The sequence below is a fragment of the Arthrobacter sp. 05T423 genome (genome assembly GCF_056396245.1).
The window spans coordinates 131,298-146,705 of the sequence record NZ_JBFTLC010000004.1 but is presented as its reverse complement, the minus strand read 5'-3'; the positions used below and the strand labels follow the sequence as shown (position 1 = coordinate 146,705).

Annotated in this window: 17 protein-coding genes; 12 read left to right on the top strand and 5 right to left on the bottom strand. The window is 66.4% G+C overall.

What is annotated here, in order from left to right; translation table 11 throughout:
- Positions 1–45 precede the first annotated feature (45 nt).
- From AC1DFE_RS05430 to AC1DFE_RS05410, 5 genes are read left to right on the top strand one after another with little or no spacing between them, the layout of a single operon-like run.
- Positions 46–609, top strand: a complete 564-nt coding sequence (locus AC1DFE_RS05430) for a hypothetical protein (RefSeq protein ID WP_476904882.1) — start codon at positions 46–48, stop codon at positions 607–609.
- Positions 610–619: 10 nt separating this feature from the next.
- Positions 620–1,453 carry an exodeoxyribonuclease III gene (locus AC1DFE_RS05425; protein WP_476904881.1) on the top strand — a complete coding sequence of 278 codons (834 nt, stop codon included), beginning with the start codon at positions 620–622 and terminating at the stop codon, positions 1,451–1,453.
- Between the two features lie 18 nt (positions 1,454–1,471).
- On the top strand, positions 1,472–2,560 hold the full coding sequence (gene trpS / locus AC1DFE_RS05420) for a tryptophan--tRNA ligase (RefSeq protein ID WP_476904880.1): 1,089 nt from the start codon (positions 1,472–1,474) through the stop codon (positions 2,558–2,560).
- 4 nt (positions 2,561–2,564) lie between these two features.
- Entirely contained in the window at positions 2,565–3,173 is a 609-nt protein-coding gene (locus AC1DFE_RS05415) for a 2'-5' RNA ligase family protein (protein WP_476904934.1), read from the top strand.
- 37 nt (positions 3,174–3,210) lie between these two features.
- Positions 3,211–4,275 (top strand): YihY/virulence factor BrkB family protein, encoded by a 1,065-nt coding sequence (locus tag AC1DFE_RS05410; protein ID WP_476904933.1) that lies wholly within the window; start codon positions 3,211–3,213, stop codon positions 4,273–4,275.
- Here the strand turns inward: AC1DFE_RS05410 and AC1DFE_RS05405 are convergent.
- The 5 genes from AC1DFE_RS05405 to sdhC all read right to left on the bottom strand — a co-directional run bounded on the left by AC1DFE_RS05405 (position 4,232) and on the right by sdhC (position 8,718).
- A complete protein-coding gene (locus tag AC1DFE_RS05405; protein ID WP_476904879.1) occupies positions 4,232–5,002 on the bottom strand; it encodes an alpha/beta hydrolase family protein in 771 nt (256 codons plus the stop codon). The two genes, AC1DFE_RS05410 and AC1DFE_RS05405, sit on opposite strands and share 44 nt — an antisense overlap.
- Positions 5,003–5,150: 148 nt before the next feature.
- Entirely contained in the window at positions 5,151–5,933 is a 783-nt protein-coding gene (locus tag AC1DFE_RS05400; RefSeq protein ID WP_476904878.1) for a succinate dehydrogenase iron-sulfur subunit, read from the bottom strand.
- Position 5,934: 1 nt separating this feature from the next.
- On the bottom strand, positions 5,935–7,737 hold the full coding sequence (gene sdhA / locus AC1DFE_RS05395; protein ID WP_476904877.1) for a succinate dehydrogenase flavoprotein subunit: 1,803 nt from the start codon (positions 7,735–7,737) through the stop codon (positions 5,935–5,937).
- Between the two features lie 105 nt (positions 7,738–7,842).
- Entirely contained in the window at positions 7,843–8,334 is a 492-nt protein-coding gene (locus AC1DFE_RS05390) for a succinate dehydrogenase hydrophobic membrane anchor subunit (protein WP_476904876.1), read from the bottom strand.
- A gap of 3 nt (positions 8,335–8,337) precedes the next feature.
- A complete protein-coding gene (gene sdhC / locus AC1DFE_RS05385) occupies positions 8,338–8,718 on the bottom strand; it encodes a succinate dehydrogenase, cytochrome b556 subunit (protein WP_076798412.1) in 381 nt (126 codons plus the stop codon).
- Positions 8,719–8,975: 257 nt separating this feature from the next.
- Here sdhC and AC1DFE_RS05380 point away from each other — a divergent pair, with 257 nt between their 5' ends.
- From AC1DFE_RS05380 to AC1DFE_RS05350, 7 genes are all read left to right on the top strand, one after another.
- Entirely contained in the window at positions 8,976–10,109 is a 1,134-nt protein-coding gene (locus AC1DFE_RS05380; protein WP_476904875.1) for a mannose-1-phosphate guanylyltransferase, read from the top strand.
- A 76-nt stretch (positions 10,110–10,185) separates the two neighbouring features.
- Positions 10,186–11,385, top strand: a complete 1,200-nt coding sequence (locus AC1DFE_RS05375) for an amidohydrolase (RefSeq protein ID WP_476904874.1) — start codon at positions 10,186–10,188, stop codon at positions 11,383–11,385.
- Positions 11,386–11,511: 126 nt separating this feature from the next.
- Positions 11,512–11,946 (top strand): MarR family winged helix-turn-helix transcriptional regulator, encoded by a 435-nt coding sequence (locus tag AC1DFE_RS05370; RefSeq protein WP_476904873.1) that lies wholly within the window; start codon positions 11,512–11,514, stop codon positions 11,944–11,946.
- 82 nt (positions 11,947–12,028) lie between these two features.
- Positions 12,029–12,460, top strand: a complete 432-nt coding sequence (locus AC1DFE_RS05365) for an organic hydroperoxide resistance protein (RefSeq protein WP_476904872.1) — start codon at positions 12,029–12,031, stop codon at positions 12,458–12,460.
- Complete coding sequence (locus tag AC1DFE_RS05360) at positions 12,457–13,485, top strand: NADP-dependent oxidoreductase (protein WP_476904871.1); 1,029 nt, start codon at positions 12,457–12,459, stop codon at positions 13,483–13,485. Before AC1DFE_RS05365 ends, AC1DFE_RS05360 begins: the two co-directional genes overlap by 4 nt.
- A gap of 181 nt (positions 13,486–13,666) precedes the next feature.
- Positions 13,667–14,098, top strand: a complete 432-nt coding sequence (locus AC1DFE_RS05355) for a cytidine deaminase (RefSeq protein WP_476904870.1) — start codon at positions 13,667–13,669, stop codon at positions 14,096–14,098.
- Complete coding sequence (locus AC1DFE_RS05350; RefSeq protein WP_476904869.1) at positions 14,095–15,408, top strand: thymidine phosphorylase; 1,314 nt, start codon at positions 14,095–14,097, stop codon at positions 15,406–15,408. The genes AC1DFE_RS05355 and AC1DFE_RS05350 overlap by 4 nt, the downstream gene beginning before the upstream one ends.

Sequence of the window (15,408 nt, the reverse complement as noted above, 5' to 3'; positions counted from 1 at the left end):
GTGGAAGCGTCCCGGGGCGCTCCGCGGATTTGAGAGAATAGCATCATGCAATCTCTCGGCAGCTCCAAGTCGTCATCCACCCCGGGCCGGGGCGGATTTTCCATGTTCCGCATCAGCGGTCCGGGCCTGCTGGTCCTGATCACCGCCTTCCTGGTGGCAGTGATCTTCGCCGCAAACCAGAACGACGTCGTCGGCTGGGTAGTTGCCGTCATCGCACTGTTCTGGCTGGCGCTCGCCTCCTTCGTGGTCTTCAGCATCCAGCGGGCGGCCAAGAAGGCCGGAGCAAAGATCAACGAGGCGCACAACGCGTTCAACGCCGCCACCGGCCGCGCGCCCTCCACCGTTTCGGCCGACCACGGCGGAACCCGCCTCGTCCGCGAACGGGGCGAGGCGGAAGAGCTCCGGGACATGAAGCTGGACCACTCGTTCAAGATTGTCCAGGTGCAGGTCCGCGTTGTGGAGCAGGAGCGTGCCAAGGGCGCAGCCGCGGACCAGGACACCATCCGCCGCGCCCTCGAGACCATCGAGATCACCGCCACCAATGGCCGTGACATGATCAAGTCGTCCGGCGGCTCGGGCGAGCCCGTGACCGGAACCATCATCGACTAGAGTGGAACGGGTGAGCTCGGCATTGAAGAAGGACCACCTTCGCATCGCAACAGTCAACGTCAACGGCCTCCGTGCTGCCTACAAAAAGGGCATGGCCGAATGGCTCGCGACCCGCGAAGTGGACATCCTGACGCTGCAGGAAGTCCGGGCCCCTGATGCCATCGTCCGCCAGCTCATCGGCGAGGGGTGGCACATCCTGCATGCCGAAGCCGAAGCAAAAGGCCGCGCCGGCGTCGCCATCGCCTCCCGCGAGGAGCCCCTCGTCACCCGCGACCACATCGGCGACGACTACTTCGCCACGGCCGGCCGCTGGGTGGAGGCGGACTTCCGGGTCCGCGACGCCGAAGGCAACGCGTCCCAGCTGACCGTCGTGAGCGCCTATGTGCACTCCGGCGAGGCCGGCACCCCCAAGCAGGAGGACAAATTCCGCTTCCTGGATGTCATGAGCACACGCCTGCCCGAGCTCACCAAGCACAGCGACCACGCCCTGGTCACCGGTGACCTCAACGTCGGCCACACCGAGCTGGACATCAAAAACTGGAAGGGCAACGTCAAGCGTGCCGGCTTCCTGCCGGAGGAGCGCGCCTACTTTGACCGCTTCTTCGGTGAGGAGATCGGCTGGAAGGATGTTCACAGGGGCCTGGCGGGTAACGTCAATGGCCCCTACACCTGGTGGTCCCAGCGCGGCCAGGCCTTCGACAACGACACAGGCTGGCGCATCGATTACCACCTGGCCACCCCCGCCCTCGCGGCCGCCGCAGTGCAGGCCGTCGTGGACCGGGCGCCCTCGTGGGACACCCGCTTCTCTGACCATGCCCCGCTGGTAGTGGACTACCGGCTCTAGTTCCAAAGGCTCCGACGAATGACCTCCACTTCCACCGTGACCGACGCCGCAGCTGCGCAGCCCGAAGCAGCAAACGGAACCCAGCCCGCCGCCGGAATCCGGCACCGCATCCTGTCCGGCATGCAGCCGTCCGCCGATTCATTGCACCTTGGCAATTACCTCGGCGCCCTCGTGAACTGGGTACGGATGCAGGATGAGTACGACGCCATTTTCTTCATCCCGGACCTGCACGCCATCACCGTCCCCCAGGACCCCGCCGAGCTGGCCCGGAGGACGCGGGTCACTGCCGCGCAGTACATCGCCGGCGGCGTGGACGTGGACAAATGCACGCTGTTCGTGCAGTCACAGGTGCCCGAACACGCCCAGCTGGCCTGGGTCCTGAACTGCATCACCGGCTTCGGCGAAGCGTCCCGCATGACGCAGTTCAAGGACAAGGCACACAAGCAGGGCTCCGAGCACGCCAGCGTGGGGCTGTTCACCTACCCCATCCTGCAGGCCGCGGACATCCTGCTCTACCAGCCGCACGGGGTCCCCGTCGGCGAGGACCAGCGCCAGCACGTCGAGCTCAGCCGCGACCTCGCCGCCCGGTTCAACTCCCGCTTCGGTGAGACCTTTACCGTGCCCAAGCCCTTCATCCAGAAGGAATCGGCGAAGATCTACGACCTGCAGAACCCCACTGCCAAAATGTCAAAGTCCGCGGAATCACCCGCCGGCCTGATCAACCTGCTCGACGACCCCAAGGTCACGGCCAAGCGGATCAAGTCGGCGGTCACGGATACGGAGACAGAGATCCGCTTCGACCGGGACACCAAGCCCGGGGTGTCAAACCTGCTGACCATCTACTCCGCCATTACCGGCCGGTCTGTGGATTCGCTCGTTGGCGACTACCAAGGCAAGATGTACGGCCACCTTAAGGTGGACCTTGCCGAGGTGGTGACGGAGCGCCTGACCCCGATCCGCGACCGCGCCAACGAACTGCTGGCGGACCCGGCGGAACTGGACCGGCTGCTGGCCCACGGCGCCGACAAGGCCCGCGCAATTGCCTCGGGCACACTGCAGGATGTCTATGCCAAGACCGGCTTCCTTCCATATGCCGGAGCCCGCTAGCGAGATGCCGGCCCCCATGCCCGCCAACAGCGGAGTCAGCGACGGAATGAGCCTCGGGGTCATTCTGGGCTTCCCGCCTGAGATCGCCGAGGAACTGCAGCGGTGGCGGGCATCTTTCGGGGACCCCATGGCCACCGTCATTCCGGCGCACATCACGCTCGTCACCACCACGCCCACGCATGACTGGGAAGCCGCCCGGGACCACGTGCGGAAGGTGGCCCGGACGCAGGTGCCGTTCATGGTGACCATCTGCGGAACCGGGTCCTTCCGGCCCGTCTCCCCGGTGGTCTTCATCAACGTGGAGGACGGCTTCCAGGAGTGTGTTGACCTGCACGAAAAGCTCCAGACCGGACCGCTCGAACGCGAGCTGCCCTTCCCCTACCATCCCCATGTGACCATTGCCCACGACGTAGCACCTGAAAGCCTTGATGAGGCCGAAACGGTGCTGAAAGACTACAGGGCCACCTTCCCGGTGGTTAGCATGGGACTTTACGAGCACGACACCGACGGTATTTGGCAGCTACGGGAAGAGCTTGACTTTGGTACCGAACCAGACGACGAACGGGACGCCCTCCGAGCGACCAACGCCGGCGGGGCCTCCGCTCCCCACTGAGCGTGCACAGCTCAAGCTTGAGGTCATCCGCAAGCAGGTGGAGTGGGGCAAGGTCCGCAGGTCCGGGCAGGGAACGTTTCCGCAGCTCATGGCCCTGCTCCAGTTCCTGCAGGCCCGGCTGAACGCTGTCCGCCCGATGCGGGCGTGGCAGCACTACACCCGGCAGCACGGCCCGCTGATGAGCGCGGGCACCGGCTTCAACATGTTCTTCTCCATCACCGGCCTGCTGACCACCGGGTTCTCCATCGCGGGCCTGGCGCTCCGCGGCCAGCCCGCGCTGCTGGACCGGATCACGGCCAGCGTCGCCGGGAGCGCCCCCGGGCTGCTGAAGGTCGACGGCGGCGACGGGCTGGTGGATCCCAAAGATCTCCTGAACCCGGACGGTCTTGGCTGGACGGCCGTCATCGCCGCGATCGTCACCGTGATTACATCCCTGGGCTGGATCGCAGGCCTCCGGGAGGGGCTCCGCGGTGTGATGATGCTGGGTCCGCTCAAGCTCAATCCCCTAGTCCTCAAACTGCACGACGCCGGAACGCTGCTGCTGCTCGGCGTCGCCCTGGTCATCAGCTCGGGTGCCTCCCTGGTGTTCGGCACCGCGGCGGGCTGGGCGATGGAGCAGCTGCACCTGGACCCGGCGGTGGCAGGGCCGGTGGCGGCGCTGATCAAAATCGCCGTGCCGCTCGTCCTGAACTGGATCACGGCGCTGATCATGTTCCGTCTGGCAGGAGGCCTCAAACTCTCCCGGCAGGCGCTGCTGGAAGGAACCATCCTCGCCGGCGTGGGCACCACTGTCCTGCAGGTCTTCAGCACCGAACTCCTCGCCGGGGCCGGGCGCAACCCCATCCTGGCACCGTTCGCCATCATCATCGGCCTGCTGATCTGGTTTAACCTGGTCAGCCAGGTCTACCTCGTTTCCGCGTCATGGTCGGCGATCCGCGAGGAGGACCTGAAGGCGGCTCCGGCAGCCAAAACCACGGGGTGGGGGTCACGTCAGGTGCAGCCCGGAAAGACGCCGGTGGAACGGCAGCACCCGGCCGAGCATCCGCGCCCCGTGGGCGTCAGTGTCCGGCGTCGAGGTACTGGTCGGCCCACGCCGCGATAATCTTCGCCGCCCGCGCCGCCTGCCCCTTGCCGGTCAGCAGGTGGTCGCTGCCCTCCAGTGAGACGAAGTTCCGCGGGTGGCGAGCGGTCTGGAAAATTGTGCTGGCATTCTCGATGCCCACGGTGTTGTCCGTGGGGGAGTGCAGGACCATCAGGGGCTTGTGCAGCCGCCGGATGCAGTCCGTCAGGTCGGCGTTCTCGAGGTCCTCCACGAAGTGGCGGCGGATTTCCACCCGTTTGCCGCCCAGGTCCACCTCGGCGCTGCCCTCGCTGAGGATCTTGTCCAGTGCCGCGTCGAAGACGTGGGCGACATGCTTGGGGGAGAAGGGCGCCCCGACGGTTGCGACGGCATCGACCTCGGCGATTTCGGACGCGGCCGCGAGGACGGCGGCGCCGCCGAAGGAGTGCCCCACGAGCAGTGAGATGGCCCGGCCCTCGGCCCGCATGTACTCGGCTGCCCGGACCGTGTCCGCCACCTTGTGGCTGAAGGACCCGGCCGACCACTGCCCTGCGGAGCCGCCGAGGCCCACGTTGTCGAAGCGGAGCATGCCAATCCCGTTTTCCGCCAGGGCCTTGCACATCCGGGACGCCGCGGGGCTGTCCTTGCCCAGCGTGAAACCGTGCGAAAAGACGCCCCAACCCTTCACCGGGCCGTCCGGCACATCGAGGATGCCGGAGAGCAGTTCGCCGGTGGTGCCTTCGAACGAGACTTTTTCGGAGCGGGACACGGCGTCCCCTTTCGTATGATGCGAATGGCTTTACTGGGCAAATGGCTTACCGGGAAATACGGGTCGCGTTGCAGGGAAAACGACGACGGCGCCGCTCACCGTACGTTTCCCGTACGTGGTGAGCGACGCCGTCGTCCGCGGTTGATCCTTAGATCTTGCGGGCCAGGATGGCCTGCTTGACCTCTGCGATGGCCTGCGTGACCTGGATGCCGCGGGGGCATGCCTCGGAGCAGTTGAAGGTGGTGCGGCAGCGCCACACGCCTTCCTTGTCGTTGAGGATCTCCAGGCGCATGTCGCCGGCGTCGTCACGGGAGTCGAAGATGAACCGGTGGGCGTTCACGATCGCTGCCGGTCCGAAGTACTGGCCGTCGGTCCAGAACACAGGGCAGGAGGACGTGCACGCGGCGCACAGGATGCACTTGGTGGTGTCGTCGAACCGCTCACGGTCCTCGGCGGACTGCAGGCGTTCCTTCGTGGGTTCGTGGCCCTTGTTGATGAGGAACGGCATGACCTCGCGGAAGGACTGGAAGAACGGCTCCATGTCCACGATCAGGTCCTTCTCCACCGGCAGGCCCTTGATGGGCTCAACCGTGATGGGCTTGGACGTGTCCAAGTCCTTCAGCAGGGTTTTGCAGGCGAGGCGGTTGCGGCCGTTGATGCGCATGGCATCGGAACCACAGACGCCGTGTGCGCAGGAACGGCGGAAGGAGACGCTGCCGTCCATTTCCCACTTGATCTTGTGCAGGGCGTCCAGCACGCGGTCCGTGCCGTACATCGTCAGCTTGAACTCGTCCCAGCGGGCTTCGGCGGAAACCTCGGGGTCGTAGCGGCGGACGCGCAGGGTGATGTCGAACGTCGGGATTTCCCCGCCGCCGCCGACACCGGCGGGAAGTTCGATCTTGGAGGCTGGCTCAGCAAGTTCAGCGGACATATTAGTACTTCCTCACCATCGGCTCGTAGCGCGTAAAGACAACCGGCTTGGTGGCAAGCCGCACACCGGCGATTGCCTCCTCCGCGGAACCGTCGGCCGGTGCGTGGTCTTCTTTGTACGCCATGGAGTGCTTCATGAATTTTTCGTCGTCGCGGTCGGGGAAGTCCTCGCGGAAGTGGCCGCCGCGGGATTCCTCACGGTGCAGGGCAGCAACCGTCATGACCCGTGCCAGTTCCAGCAGGAACCCGAGCTCAACGGCCTCGAGCAGGTCAAGGTTGAAGCGCTTGCCCTTGTCCTGGACGCTGATGCGCTGGTACCGCTCCTCGAAGGACTCGATGTCCTTCAGGACCTGGTTGAGCGTGTCTGCCGTGCGGAACACCTGCATGTTGGCGTCCATGGTGTCCTGCAGTTCCTTGCGGATCGCGGAGACCTTCTCGGTGCCGTTCGCGTTGCGGGCCACATCCAGCAGCCGGATGGTGAAGTCTTCCGGGTTCTCCGGCAGTTCCACGAAGTCAGCCGTCTTGGCGTACTCGGCGGCGGCAATGCCGGCGCGCTTGCCGAACACGTTGATGTCCAGCAGCGAGTTGGTGCCCAGGCGGTTGGAGCCGTGCACCGAAACGCAGGCAACCTCGCCGGCAGCGTAGAGGCCCGGGACCACGGTGTCGTTGTCCTGCAGGACCTCGGTGGTGATGTTCGTCGGGATGCCGCCCATGGCGTAGTGCGCCGTCGGGAAGACGGGAACCGGCTCGGTGTAGGGCTCCACGCCGAGGTAGGTGCGGGCGAACTCGGTGATGTCCGGCAGCTTGGCGTCGATGTGGGCCGGCTCAAGGTGCGTCAGGTCAAGGAGCACGTAGTCCTTGTTCGGTCCGCAGCCGCGGCCTTCACGGACCTCGTTGGCCATGGAGCGGGCAACGATGTCACGCGGCGCAAGGTCCTTGATGGTGGGGGCGTAGCGCTCCATGAAGCGCTCACCCTCGGAGTTACGCAGGATGGCGCCTTCACCGCGGGCGGCCTCGGACAGGAGGATGCCCAGGCCGGCGAGGCCGGTCGGGTGGAACTGGAAGAACTCCATGTCCTCCAGGGGGATGCCGCGGCGGAACGCGATTCCCATGCCGTCACCGGTGAGGGTGTGGGCGTTGGAGGTGGTTTTGAAGACCTTGCCGGCGCCGCCGGAGGCGAACACCACGGACTTGGCCTGGAAAATGTGCAGCTCGCCGGAGGCGAGGTCGTAGGACACGACGCCGGCCACGCGCTTCTGCTTGTACGGCGTGCCGTCCTCGCGCACGGCGTCTTCCTCGACGGTCAGGAGGTCCAGGACGTAGTACTCGTTGTAGAACTCAACGTTGTGCTTGACGCAGTTTTGGTACAGCGTCTGGAGGATCATGTGGCCCGTGCGGTCGGCGGCGTAGCAGGCGCGGCGCACCGGAGCCTTGCCGTGGTCACGGGTGTGGCCGCCGAACCGGCGCTGGTCGATCCGGCCCTCGGGCGTGCGGTTGAACGGCAGGCCCATCTTCTCGAGGTCCAGCACCGCGTCGATGGCCTCCTTGGCCATGACCTCGGCGGCGTCCTGGTCAACGAGGTAGTCGCCGCCCTTGATGGTGTCGAAGGTGTGCCACTCCCAGTTGTCTTCCTCGACGTTGGCCAGGGCTGCACACATGCCGCCCTGCGCCGCACCCGTGTGGGAGCGGGTGGGGTACAGCTTGGTCAGTACTGCTGTTCGCGCACGCTGACCGGACTCGATCGCGGCGCGCATCCCGGCGCCACCGGCACCGACGATGACGACGTCGTACTTATGGACCTGCATACCAGACGCTCTTTCTCTCAAAATTCGCAATAAAACAGCGGGCGGTCTGAGCCGTCTCCGCACAAAATTGCGGCCCGCCAAAGGATGGCGGGCCGCCACGGGATGCTACGCGGGGCAGAATCCGCCGGGCAGCTGAACGCCGTTCACTACCGGGCACGGGTTGAAGGTGAAGATCACCAGGGTGCCGAGGATGATGATCACGGCGGAGGCTGCGCAGAGGACCATCTTGAACCAGAAGCGGGTGGAGTCCTTCTCGGCGTAGTCGTTGATGATGGTGCGAACGCCGTTTGTGCCGTGCAGCATGGCGAGCCACAGCATGGCCAGATCCCAGAACTGCCAGAACGGGTCTGCCCACTTGCCGGCAACAAAGCCGAAGTCGATGGCGTGGATGCCCTCGCCCACCAGGAGGTTCACGATGAGGTGGCCGAAGATCAGCACAACCAGGACCACGCCGGAAAGGCGCATGAACAGCCAGGCGAGCATTTCGAAGTTGCCGCGCGAGCTGCCGGTGCGGCGGTACTTCGGGGCGATCTTGCCGGACTCGGGCTTGCCGCCGATCTGTCCGCTGCGCGGGGACTGGATCTCAGTTGCAGACATGGCTTAGTGACCTCCGAGCGCGAGGGACAGGTGGCGGATGGCGAAGGCGACCATGGTGACGACCCACAGGCCGAGCACCACCCAGAGCATCTGACGCTGGTACTTGGCGCCCTTCTTCCAGAAGTCGACGGCGATGATCCGCAGGCCGTTGAAGGCGTGGAACACGATCGCTGCGACGAGGCCCGTTTCACCCAGGGCCATCAGCGGGTTCTTGTAGGCACCGATTACCGCGGTGTAGGCCTCAGGCGACACCCTCACCAGCGAGGTGTCCAGCACATGGACCAACAAGAAGAAAAAGATCACTACACCAGTAATGCGGTGTCCAACCCAAGACCACATGCCTTCACGGCCGCGGTACAAGGTGCCAGCTGGTTTCGTCGGCACTGAATAAACCTCCCTGCGACACAGCGGCGCTGGCGTGGGATCCACGCGGGGGGAACGCCTACTGCGAGAGCACTCGTAGCTCAGGCCTAAATCTAGGCTTCGCTCACAGCTTATTCAATTCAGGCGTTCCTTGCCCGCCAGCTACTGTACGGATTTTCGGCTATTTTGAGACGAACACCACATCTGTGGACACTGTATCCGCACTCCGGGCCGCGGCGAAAGGCCGCCTTGAGGTACGTCGGCTAAAGTAGGCACTGATGAGTAACGACAAAGTGACAAGCCAGGATTCACCTCTCAGCCGTTTTATCGCTGTGATTCCTGCGGGCGGTGTGGGGACCCGCCTCTGGCCTCTGTCACGCGCAGCAGCTCCCAAGTTCCTTCACGACCTCACCGGTTCCGGAAGCACGCTTCTGCGTGCCACCTATGACCGCCTCGAACCGCTGGCAGGCAACCGCGTCCTCGTGGTCACCGGCGTGGCGCACCGCGCCGCGGTCTGCCGCCAGCTGCCCGAGGTCGAGGACGGCGACCTCGTGCTCGAGAGCGAACCGAAAGACTCCGGTGCCGCGATCGGCCTGGCCGCAGCCATCCTGCACCAGCGCGATCCGGACATCATCATGGGCTCCTTCGCCGCGGACCATGTGATCAGCCCCGACGGGCGCTTCCAGGACGCCGTCCGCGAAGCCATCCACACCGCCGCGGCCGGCAAGATCGTGACCATCGGCATCAAGCCGACGCACCCGTCCACGGGCTTCGGCTACATCCGGTCCGGCAACTCGCTCCACATTCCCGGCGCGCCAAGTGCCCAGGCCGTGGTGGAGTTCGTGGAGAAGCCGGACGAGGACGTCGCCCAGCAGTACGTCGAGAGCGGCGAGTACGTCTGGAACGCCGGCATGTTCGTGGCGCCGGTTTCGCTCATGCTCAAGCACCTGGAAGCGAACCAGCCCGAGCTGTTCACCGGTCTCCAGGAAATCGCCCAGGCCTGGGACACTCCGCAGCGTGACGAGGTCACCGCCCGGATCTGGCCCACGCTGCCCAAGATCGCCATCGACTACGCGGTGGCCGAGCCTGCAGCGGCGGCCGGGGACGTCGCCGTCGTGCCCGGTTCCTTCCGCTGGGACGACGTCGGTGACTTCGCCTCCGTGGGCCGGCTGAACAGCGCCAAGGAAGTGGACGAAGTGACCGTCCTCGGCGAGGGCGCCCGTGTCTTCACCGAAAATGCCAGCGGCGTGGTGGTCTCGGACACCAAGCGTGTCATCGCGCTGATCGGCATCAAGGACGTCGTTATTGTGGATACCCCCGATGCGCTGCTGGTTACTACCAAACAGCACTCACAGCGGGTGAAGCAGGCTGTGGATGCGCTGAAGGCAAGCGGCGACACCGACGTCCTCTAGCTGGCCATAACGCGAACAGTACGTAACGCGGAGAAGGCGATGCCGCTAATTTTTGCGGCCTCGCTACAGTTGAGGTGTGCGCAATTACACTACTGAAGCTGAGCCCACCGCCCTGGTGGGGCCGTGGCTCGAGCCCCTGCTGCCGGAACTGATCGATTTTCGCCGTGATCTGCATGCGCACCCCGAACTCTCCTTCAGGGAATTTCGGACCACGGACAAGCTGGTGGAGCGGCTCGAAGCTGCCGGCCTCCAGCCCCGCCGGCTGGAGGGCACCGGCCTGACCGTGGACATCGGTGAGGGTCCGATCGCCACGGCCCTGCGCGGCGACATCGACGCCCTGCCGATCATTGAGGAAACGGGGCTGCCGTTCGCCTCGAAAAACCATGGCGTTACGCACGCCTGCGGCCACGACGTCCACACCACCACCATGCTGGGCATCGCCCTGGTGCTGCACGGCATGCACCAGGAGTCCCCGCTGGGCGGATCCGTGCGCATCATCTTCCAGCCAGCCGAGGAAACCATGCCCGGCGGGGCGCACTCCTGCATCGAGCAGGGCGTCCTCGAGGGCGTGCCCCGCATCCTGGCGCTGCACTGCGACCCGCGCATCGAAGTGGGCAAGATCGGGACGCGCATCGGCGCCATTACCTCGGCCTCGGACACCATTCGGATCGAACTGTCCGGCCGCGGCGGGCACACGTCACGTCCACACCTGACCGAAGACCTGGTGTTCGCCCTCGCCCAGATCGCCGTGAATGTGCCCGCCGTCCTGTCGCGCCGCGTGGATGTCCGCAGCGGCGTCTCGGTGGTGTGGGGGCACATCTCCGCCGGCTCAGCGCCCAACGCGATCCCCGGCACCGGCTACATGGCCGGGACCATGCGCTGCCTGGACCGCGACGCCTGGCACAGCGCCGGCGAATTGCTGGATGAAGTGGTTCACCAGGTGGCGGCGCCGTACGGCGTCGACGTCCGGCTGGAGCACACCCGCGGCGTCCCGCCGGTTGTCAACTCCGAGCACGAGACAGCGCTGATCGAGGCCGCGGCACGCGCCGAGATCGGCGAGGGCGCAGTAGTGCTGACGCCACAGTCCATGGGCGGCGAGGACTTCGCCTGGTTCCTTGCCGAGCTGCCGGGGGCCATGATGCGCCTCGGCACCAAGACTCCCGGCGGCGAGGAGTACGACCTGCACCGCGGCGACTACATCCTGGACGAGCAGGCCCTCGGCTTCGGCATCCAGGTCCTCACCGCCGCTGCCCTCCGTACCATCCGCGACCTCTAGGCCACTGCGCGCGAGCTGGCAGTCAGTGCCCTCAAATTCTACGTTTGAGGGAATCAGCTGCCAGTTCGCGCTTTCCTTTGGCGAAGTAAGTTGTGCGCAATTGAATTGTGGCCTACCGTTAAGACCATGCCCGATGCTCCCCGTCTTGACCGCCAAGTGTGCTTTGCCCTCTACTCCGCGTCGCGGGCTGCTACCGCCGTTTACCGTCCGATCCTGGACGACCTCGGCCTGACCTACCCGCAGTACCTCGTCATGCTGGTGCTCTGGGAAAGCGAGCCGCGTGGCGTGCGGGAGCTGGGGGAGGAGCTGGGGCTCGACTCCGGCACCCTTTCGCCCCTTCTCAAGCGGCTCGAGGCGCTGGGTCTCGTGGAGCGCCGGCGCTCGGCCGAGGATGAGCGCAGGGTTGCCGTGCACCTGACCGAGGCTGGCAGCGCCCTGAGCAGCAAGGCGTCCGGGGTTCCCCGCCAGCTCGCCGATGCCGCAGGACTGACTCCCGGCGAACTTGATCAGCTGCGCGAAACCCTCGGCAAGCTCACAGAAGCCCTGCACAATTCGCTCTAAGGCCGCGCCCGGGTCCCATTTCACCAGCGCGGCGCCCTAAACCGCCCCAAACCACCAGACCCCCGAACCAGAAGGAAACACAGTGAAGACTCTCTACACAGCCGAGGCTCTCGCGTCCGGCGAAGGCCGAGACGGTTCCGCGCGGACCAAGGACGGCAAACTCGACGTCAACCTCGCCAGCCCCGTGGAACTTGGCGGCAGCGGCCACGGCACCAACCCCGAGCAGCTGTTCGCCGCCGGATACGCGGCATGCTTCCATTCCGCCCTCCGGGTGGTGGGACGGCAGGCCAAGGCCGACCTCACTGACTCCGCCGTCGCAGCCAAGATCCACTTCGGCGCCCTCGAGGGCCGCGAGGGCTACGGCCTGGCCGCTGAGCTGGAAATCGCCCTCCCGGCACTGGACCGCCGCACCGCCGAGGCGCTGATGGCCAAGGCACACACCATTTGCCCGTACTCCAACGTGACGCGCGGCAACATGGACGTCGCACTGACGCTCGTGGAGTTCGCAGCGTGAGCGCCGGAGCTGCAACCGCGCTGCCGGTGACCACCCGGGAGATCCAGCTTGCCTCCCGCCCGGCGGGGCGGCCGGTCCCGGAAAACTTCCGGCTCGCCGAGACGGCAGTCCCGGCCCTCAAAGAGGGCCAGATCCTGGTCCGGAACCTGTTCATCTCCGTGGACCCGTACATGCGCGGCCGCATGAACGATGCCAAATCGTATTCGGCGCCGTTTGCGCTGGACGCAGCGCTCGACGGCGGTGCCGTGGGTGAGGTGATCGCGTCCCGGTCCGAACAGCGCAAGGTGGGGGACGTCGTCGTCCATCAACTCGGCTGGCGGGAGCATGCGGTGGTGGACGCGGAGCGGACAACTCCCGCGGACACCAGCCTCGCCCCGGCTTCGGCGTTCCTCGGCGCGCTCGGTATGACCGGACTCACGGCGTACGCGGGCCTGCTGAAGGTGGCGGAGTTCAAGCCCGGGGACGCCGTGTTCGTCTCGGGGGCGGCCGGCGCCGTGGGTTCGCTCGTGGGGCAGATCGCCAAGGCGATGGGGGCCTCCCGTGTCATCGGCAGTGCGGGCACGCCGGAGAAAGTTGCCCGGCTGCTGGACCTGGGCTTCGACGCAGCCTTCAACTACCGCGACGCGCCGGTCCTGGACCAGCTCAAGGCCGCGGCGGGCAGCAACGGCATCGACGTGTACTTCGACAACGTCGGCGGCGAGCACCTTGAGGCCGCGCTGTCCGTCCTGAACGTCGGGGGCCGTGTGGCCCTGTGCGGTGCGATCGCGCAATACAACGCGACGGAGCCGCCGGCCGCGCCGCGGAACCTCGCCGTGGCGATCGGCAAGCAGCTCACGCTGCGGGGTTTCCTGGTGGGCGGCCAGCGCCAGCACGCCGCCGAATTCGCCGGGCGGATGGCCGGCTGGCTTGCCGACGGCACCGTCCGTTACGACGAGACCGTGGTGGACGGCCTGGAGAACGCGCCGCAGGCCTTCATGGACATGCTCGACGGCGGGAACACCGGGAAGATGCTCGTCCGGCTCTAACCACTACAACAGTCGTCCCCCCCGAGCGCGGACAGACACCTAATCCCCCTGTCGGAGGGGGCCGCACGAGTCCGTTCGCGCTTGGCGCGTTACCCGGCCGGTGCGCAGGACACTAAAGTGGGCTCATGAGCGCGCTTCGGCGCACCTGGGTGCCGGCCAGCGGCATCCCGTACGCCAAGGGGTGACGGCCGTGCAGAACGACGCCGGAGAAACGGACGGCATCATCGACTGGAAGGCCCTGGAGGCCGCCGCCGTCGATGCCATGAACAACGCCTACGCGCCGTATTCCAGCTTCCCGGTGGGGGCTGCGGCCTTCACCGCGGACGGCCGGATTGTGAGCGGCTGCAACGTGGAAAACGCCAGCTACGGCCTGACACTGTGCGCCGAGTGCGCCCTCGTGGGAAACCTGCAGATGACCGGTGGCGGCCAGCTGCGGGCCTTCTACTGCGTTGACGGCGGAGGCAACGTGCTCATGCCCTGCGGACGCTGCCGGCAGCTGCTGTACGAATTCCGCGCACCCGGCATGGAGCTCATGACCACGCAGGGAATCAGGACCATGGACCAGGTGCTGCCCGACGCATTTGGCCCGGAGCAACTGGAGGGAACCCCGTGACCCAGCAGAGCGAGGCGTTTGACGCCGTCGACATTATCCGCACCAAACGCGACAAAGGCGCGCTGGGTCCGGAGCAGATTGCCTGGACCATCGATGCGTATACCCGTGGCGTCATCGCGGAGGAGCAGATGGCCGCGCTGAACATGGCCATTCTGCTTAACGGCATGGACCGTGCCGAGATCTCGCAGTGGACCGCGGCGATGATCGCCTCGGGGGAGCGGATGGACTTCTCGGGCCTCCGGAGGCCCGACGGCGGCGTGAAGGTAACGGCCGACAAGCACTCCACGGGCGGGGTGGGGGACAAGATCACCCTCCCGCTGGCGCCCCTCGTCGCCGTTTTCGGCGTGGCGGTGCCGCAGCTGTCCGGGCGCGGTCTGGGCTACACCGGCGGCACACTGGACAAGCTAGAGTCCATTCCCGGCTGGCGTGCGGACCTGACCAACGCTGAAATGATGGCCCAGCTCCAGGACGTGGGCGTGGTGATCTGCGCCGCCGGTGCGGGGCTCGCCCCGGCGGACAAGAAGCTCTACGCGCTCCGTGATGTCACCGGCACCGTCGAATCCATCCCGCTGCTTGCGTCGTCCATCATGAGCAAGAAGATCGCGGAGGGCACGGGCTCGCTGGTGCTGGACGTCAAGGTGGGCAGCGGGGCGTTCATGAAGGACGAGGCCGGGGCACGCGAGCTTGCCGAAACCATGGTGGCCCTCGGCAAGGACGCCGGGGTTGAGACCGTGGCCCTGCTGACCAACATGGCCACGCCGCTGGGGCTGACCGCGGGCAACGCCATCGAGGTGGAGGAATCCGTTGAGGTTCTCGCCGGCGGCGGGCCGGCGGACGTCGTGGAGCTGACAGTGAAACTGGCAGAGGAGATGCTGCGGTGCGCCGGGGTTTCCGGCGCCGATCCGGCAGCCGCGCTCAGGGACGGCAGGGCCATGGACGTATGGAACCGGATGATCGAGGCGCAGGGCGGGAACCCGCGGGCGAAGCTGCCGGCGGCCAGGGAGTCGGAGACCATCCTCGTGCCCGCCGACGGTGTTCTGGTGGAGCTCGACGCGTTCGCCGTAGGCGTGGCCGCGTGGCGGCTGGGTGCCGGCCGGGCCCGGAAGGAAGATGCTGTGCAGGCCGGCGCGGGCGTCCGCCTGCACGCCAAGCCGGGCGCCGCCGTCCGCGCCGGCGAGCCGCTGATGACCCTGCTGACGGACACCCTGGAGAAGTTTGACCGGGCCAGGGAGGCCCTGGAACACGCCGTCACGATCGCGCCGGAGGGTTCCAGGGCCGCCCAGCAGCTGATCATCGACCGCATCGCCTGA

Coding starts and splice junctions, on each gene's coding strand:
- sdhA (WP_476904877.1), bottom strand. CDS start 7,737: ATGCAGGTCCATAAGTACGACGTCGTCATCGTCGGTGCCGGTGGCGCC.
- AC1DFE_RS05390 (WP_476904876.1), bottom strand. CDS start 8,334: ATGTCTGCAACTGAGATCCAGTCCCCGCGCAGCGGACAGATCGGCGGC.
- AC1DFE_RS05415 (WP_476904934.1), top strand. CDS start 2,565: ATGCCGGCCCCCATGCCCGCCAACAGCGGAGTCAGCGACGGAATGAGC.
- AC1DFE_RS05380 (WP_476904875.1), top strand. CDS start 8,976: ATGAGTAACGACAAAGTGACAAGCCAGGATTCACCTCTCAGCCGTTTT.
- AC1DFE_RS05370 (WP_476904873.1), top strand. CDS start 11,512: ATGCCCGATGCTCCCCGTCTTGACCGCCAAGTGTGCTTTGCCCTCTAC.
- AC1DFE_RS05400 (WP_476904878.1), bottom strand. CDS start 5,933: ATGTCCGCTGAACTTGCTGAGCCAGCCTCCAAGATCGAACTTCCCGCC.
- AC1DFE_RS05430 (WP_476904882.1), top strand. CDS start 46: ATGCAATCTCTCGGCAGCTCCAAGTCGTCATCCACCCCGGGCCGGGGC.
- trpS (WP_476904880.1), top strand. CDS start 1,472: ATGACCTCCACTTCCACCGTGACCGACGCCGCAGCTGCGCAGCCCGAA.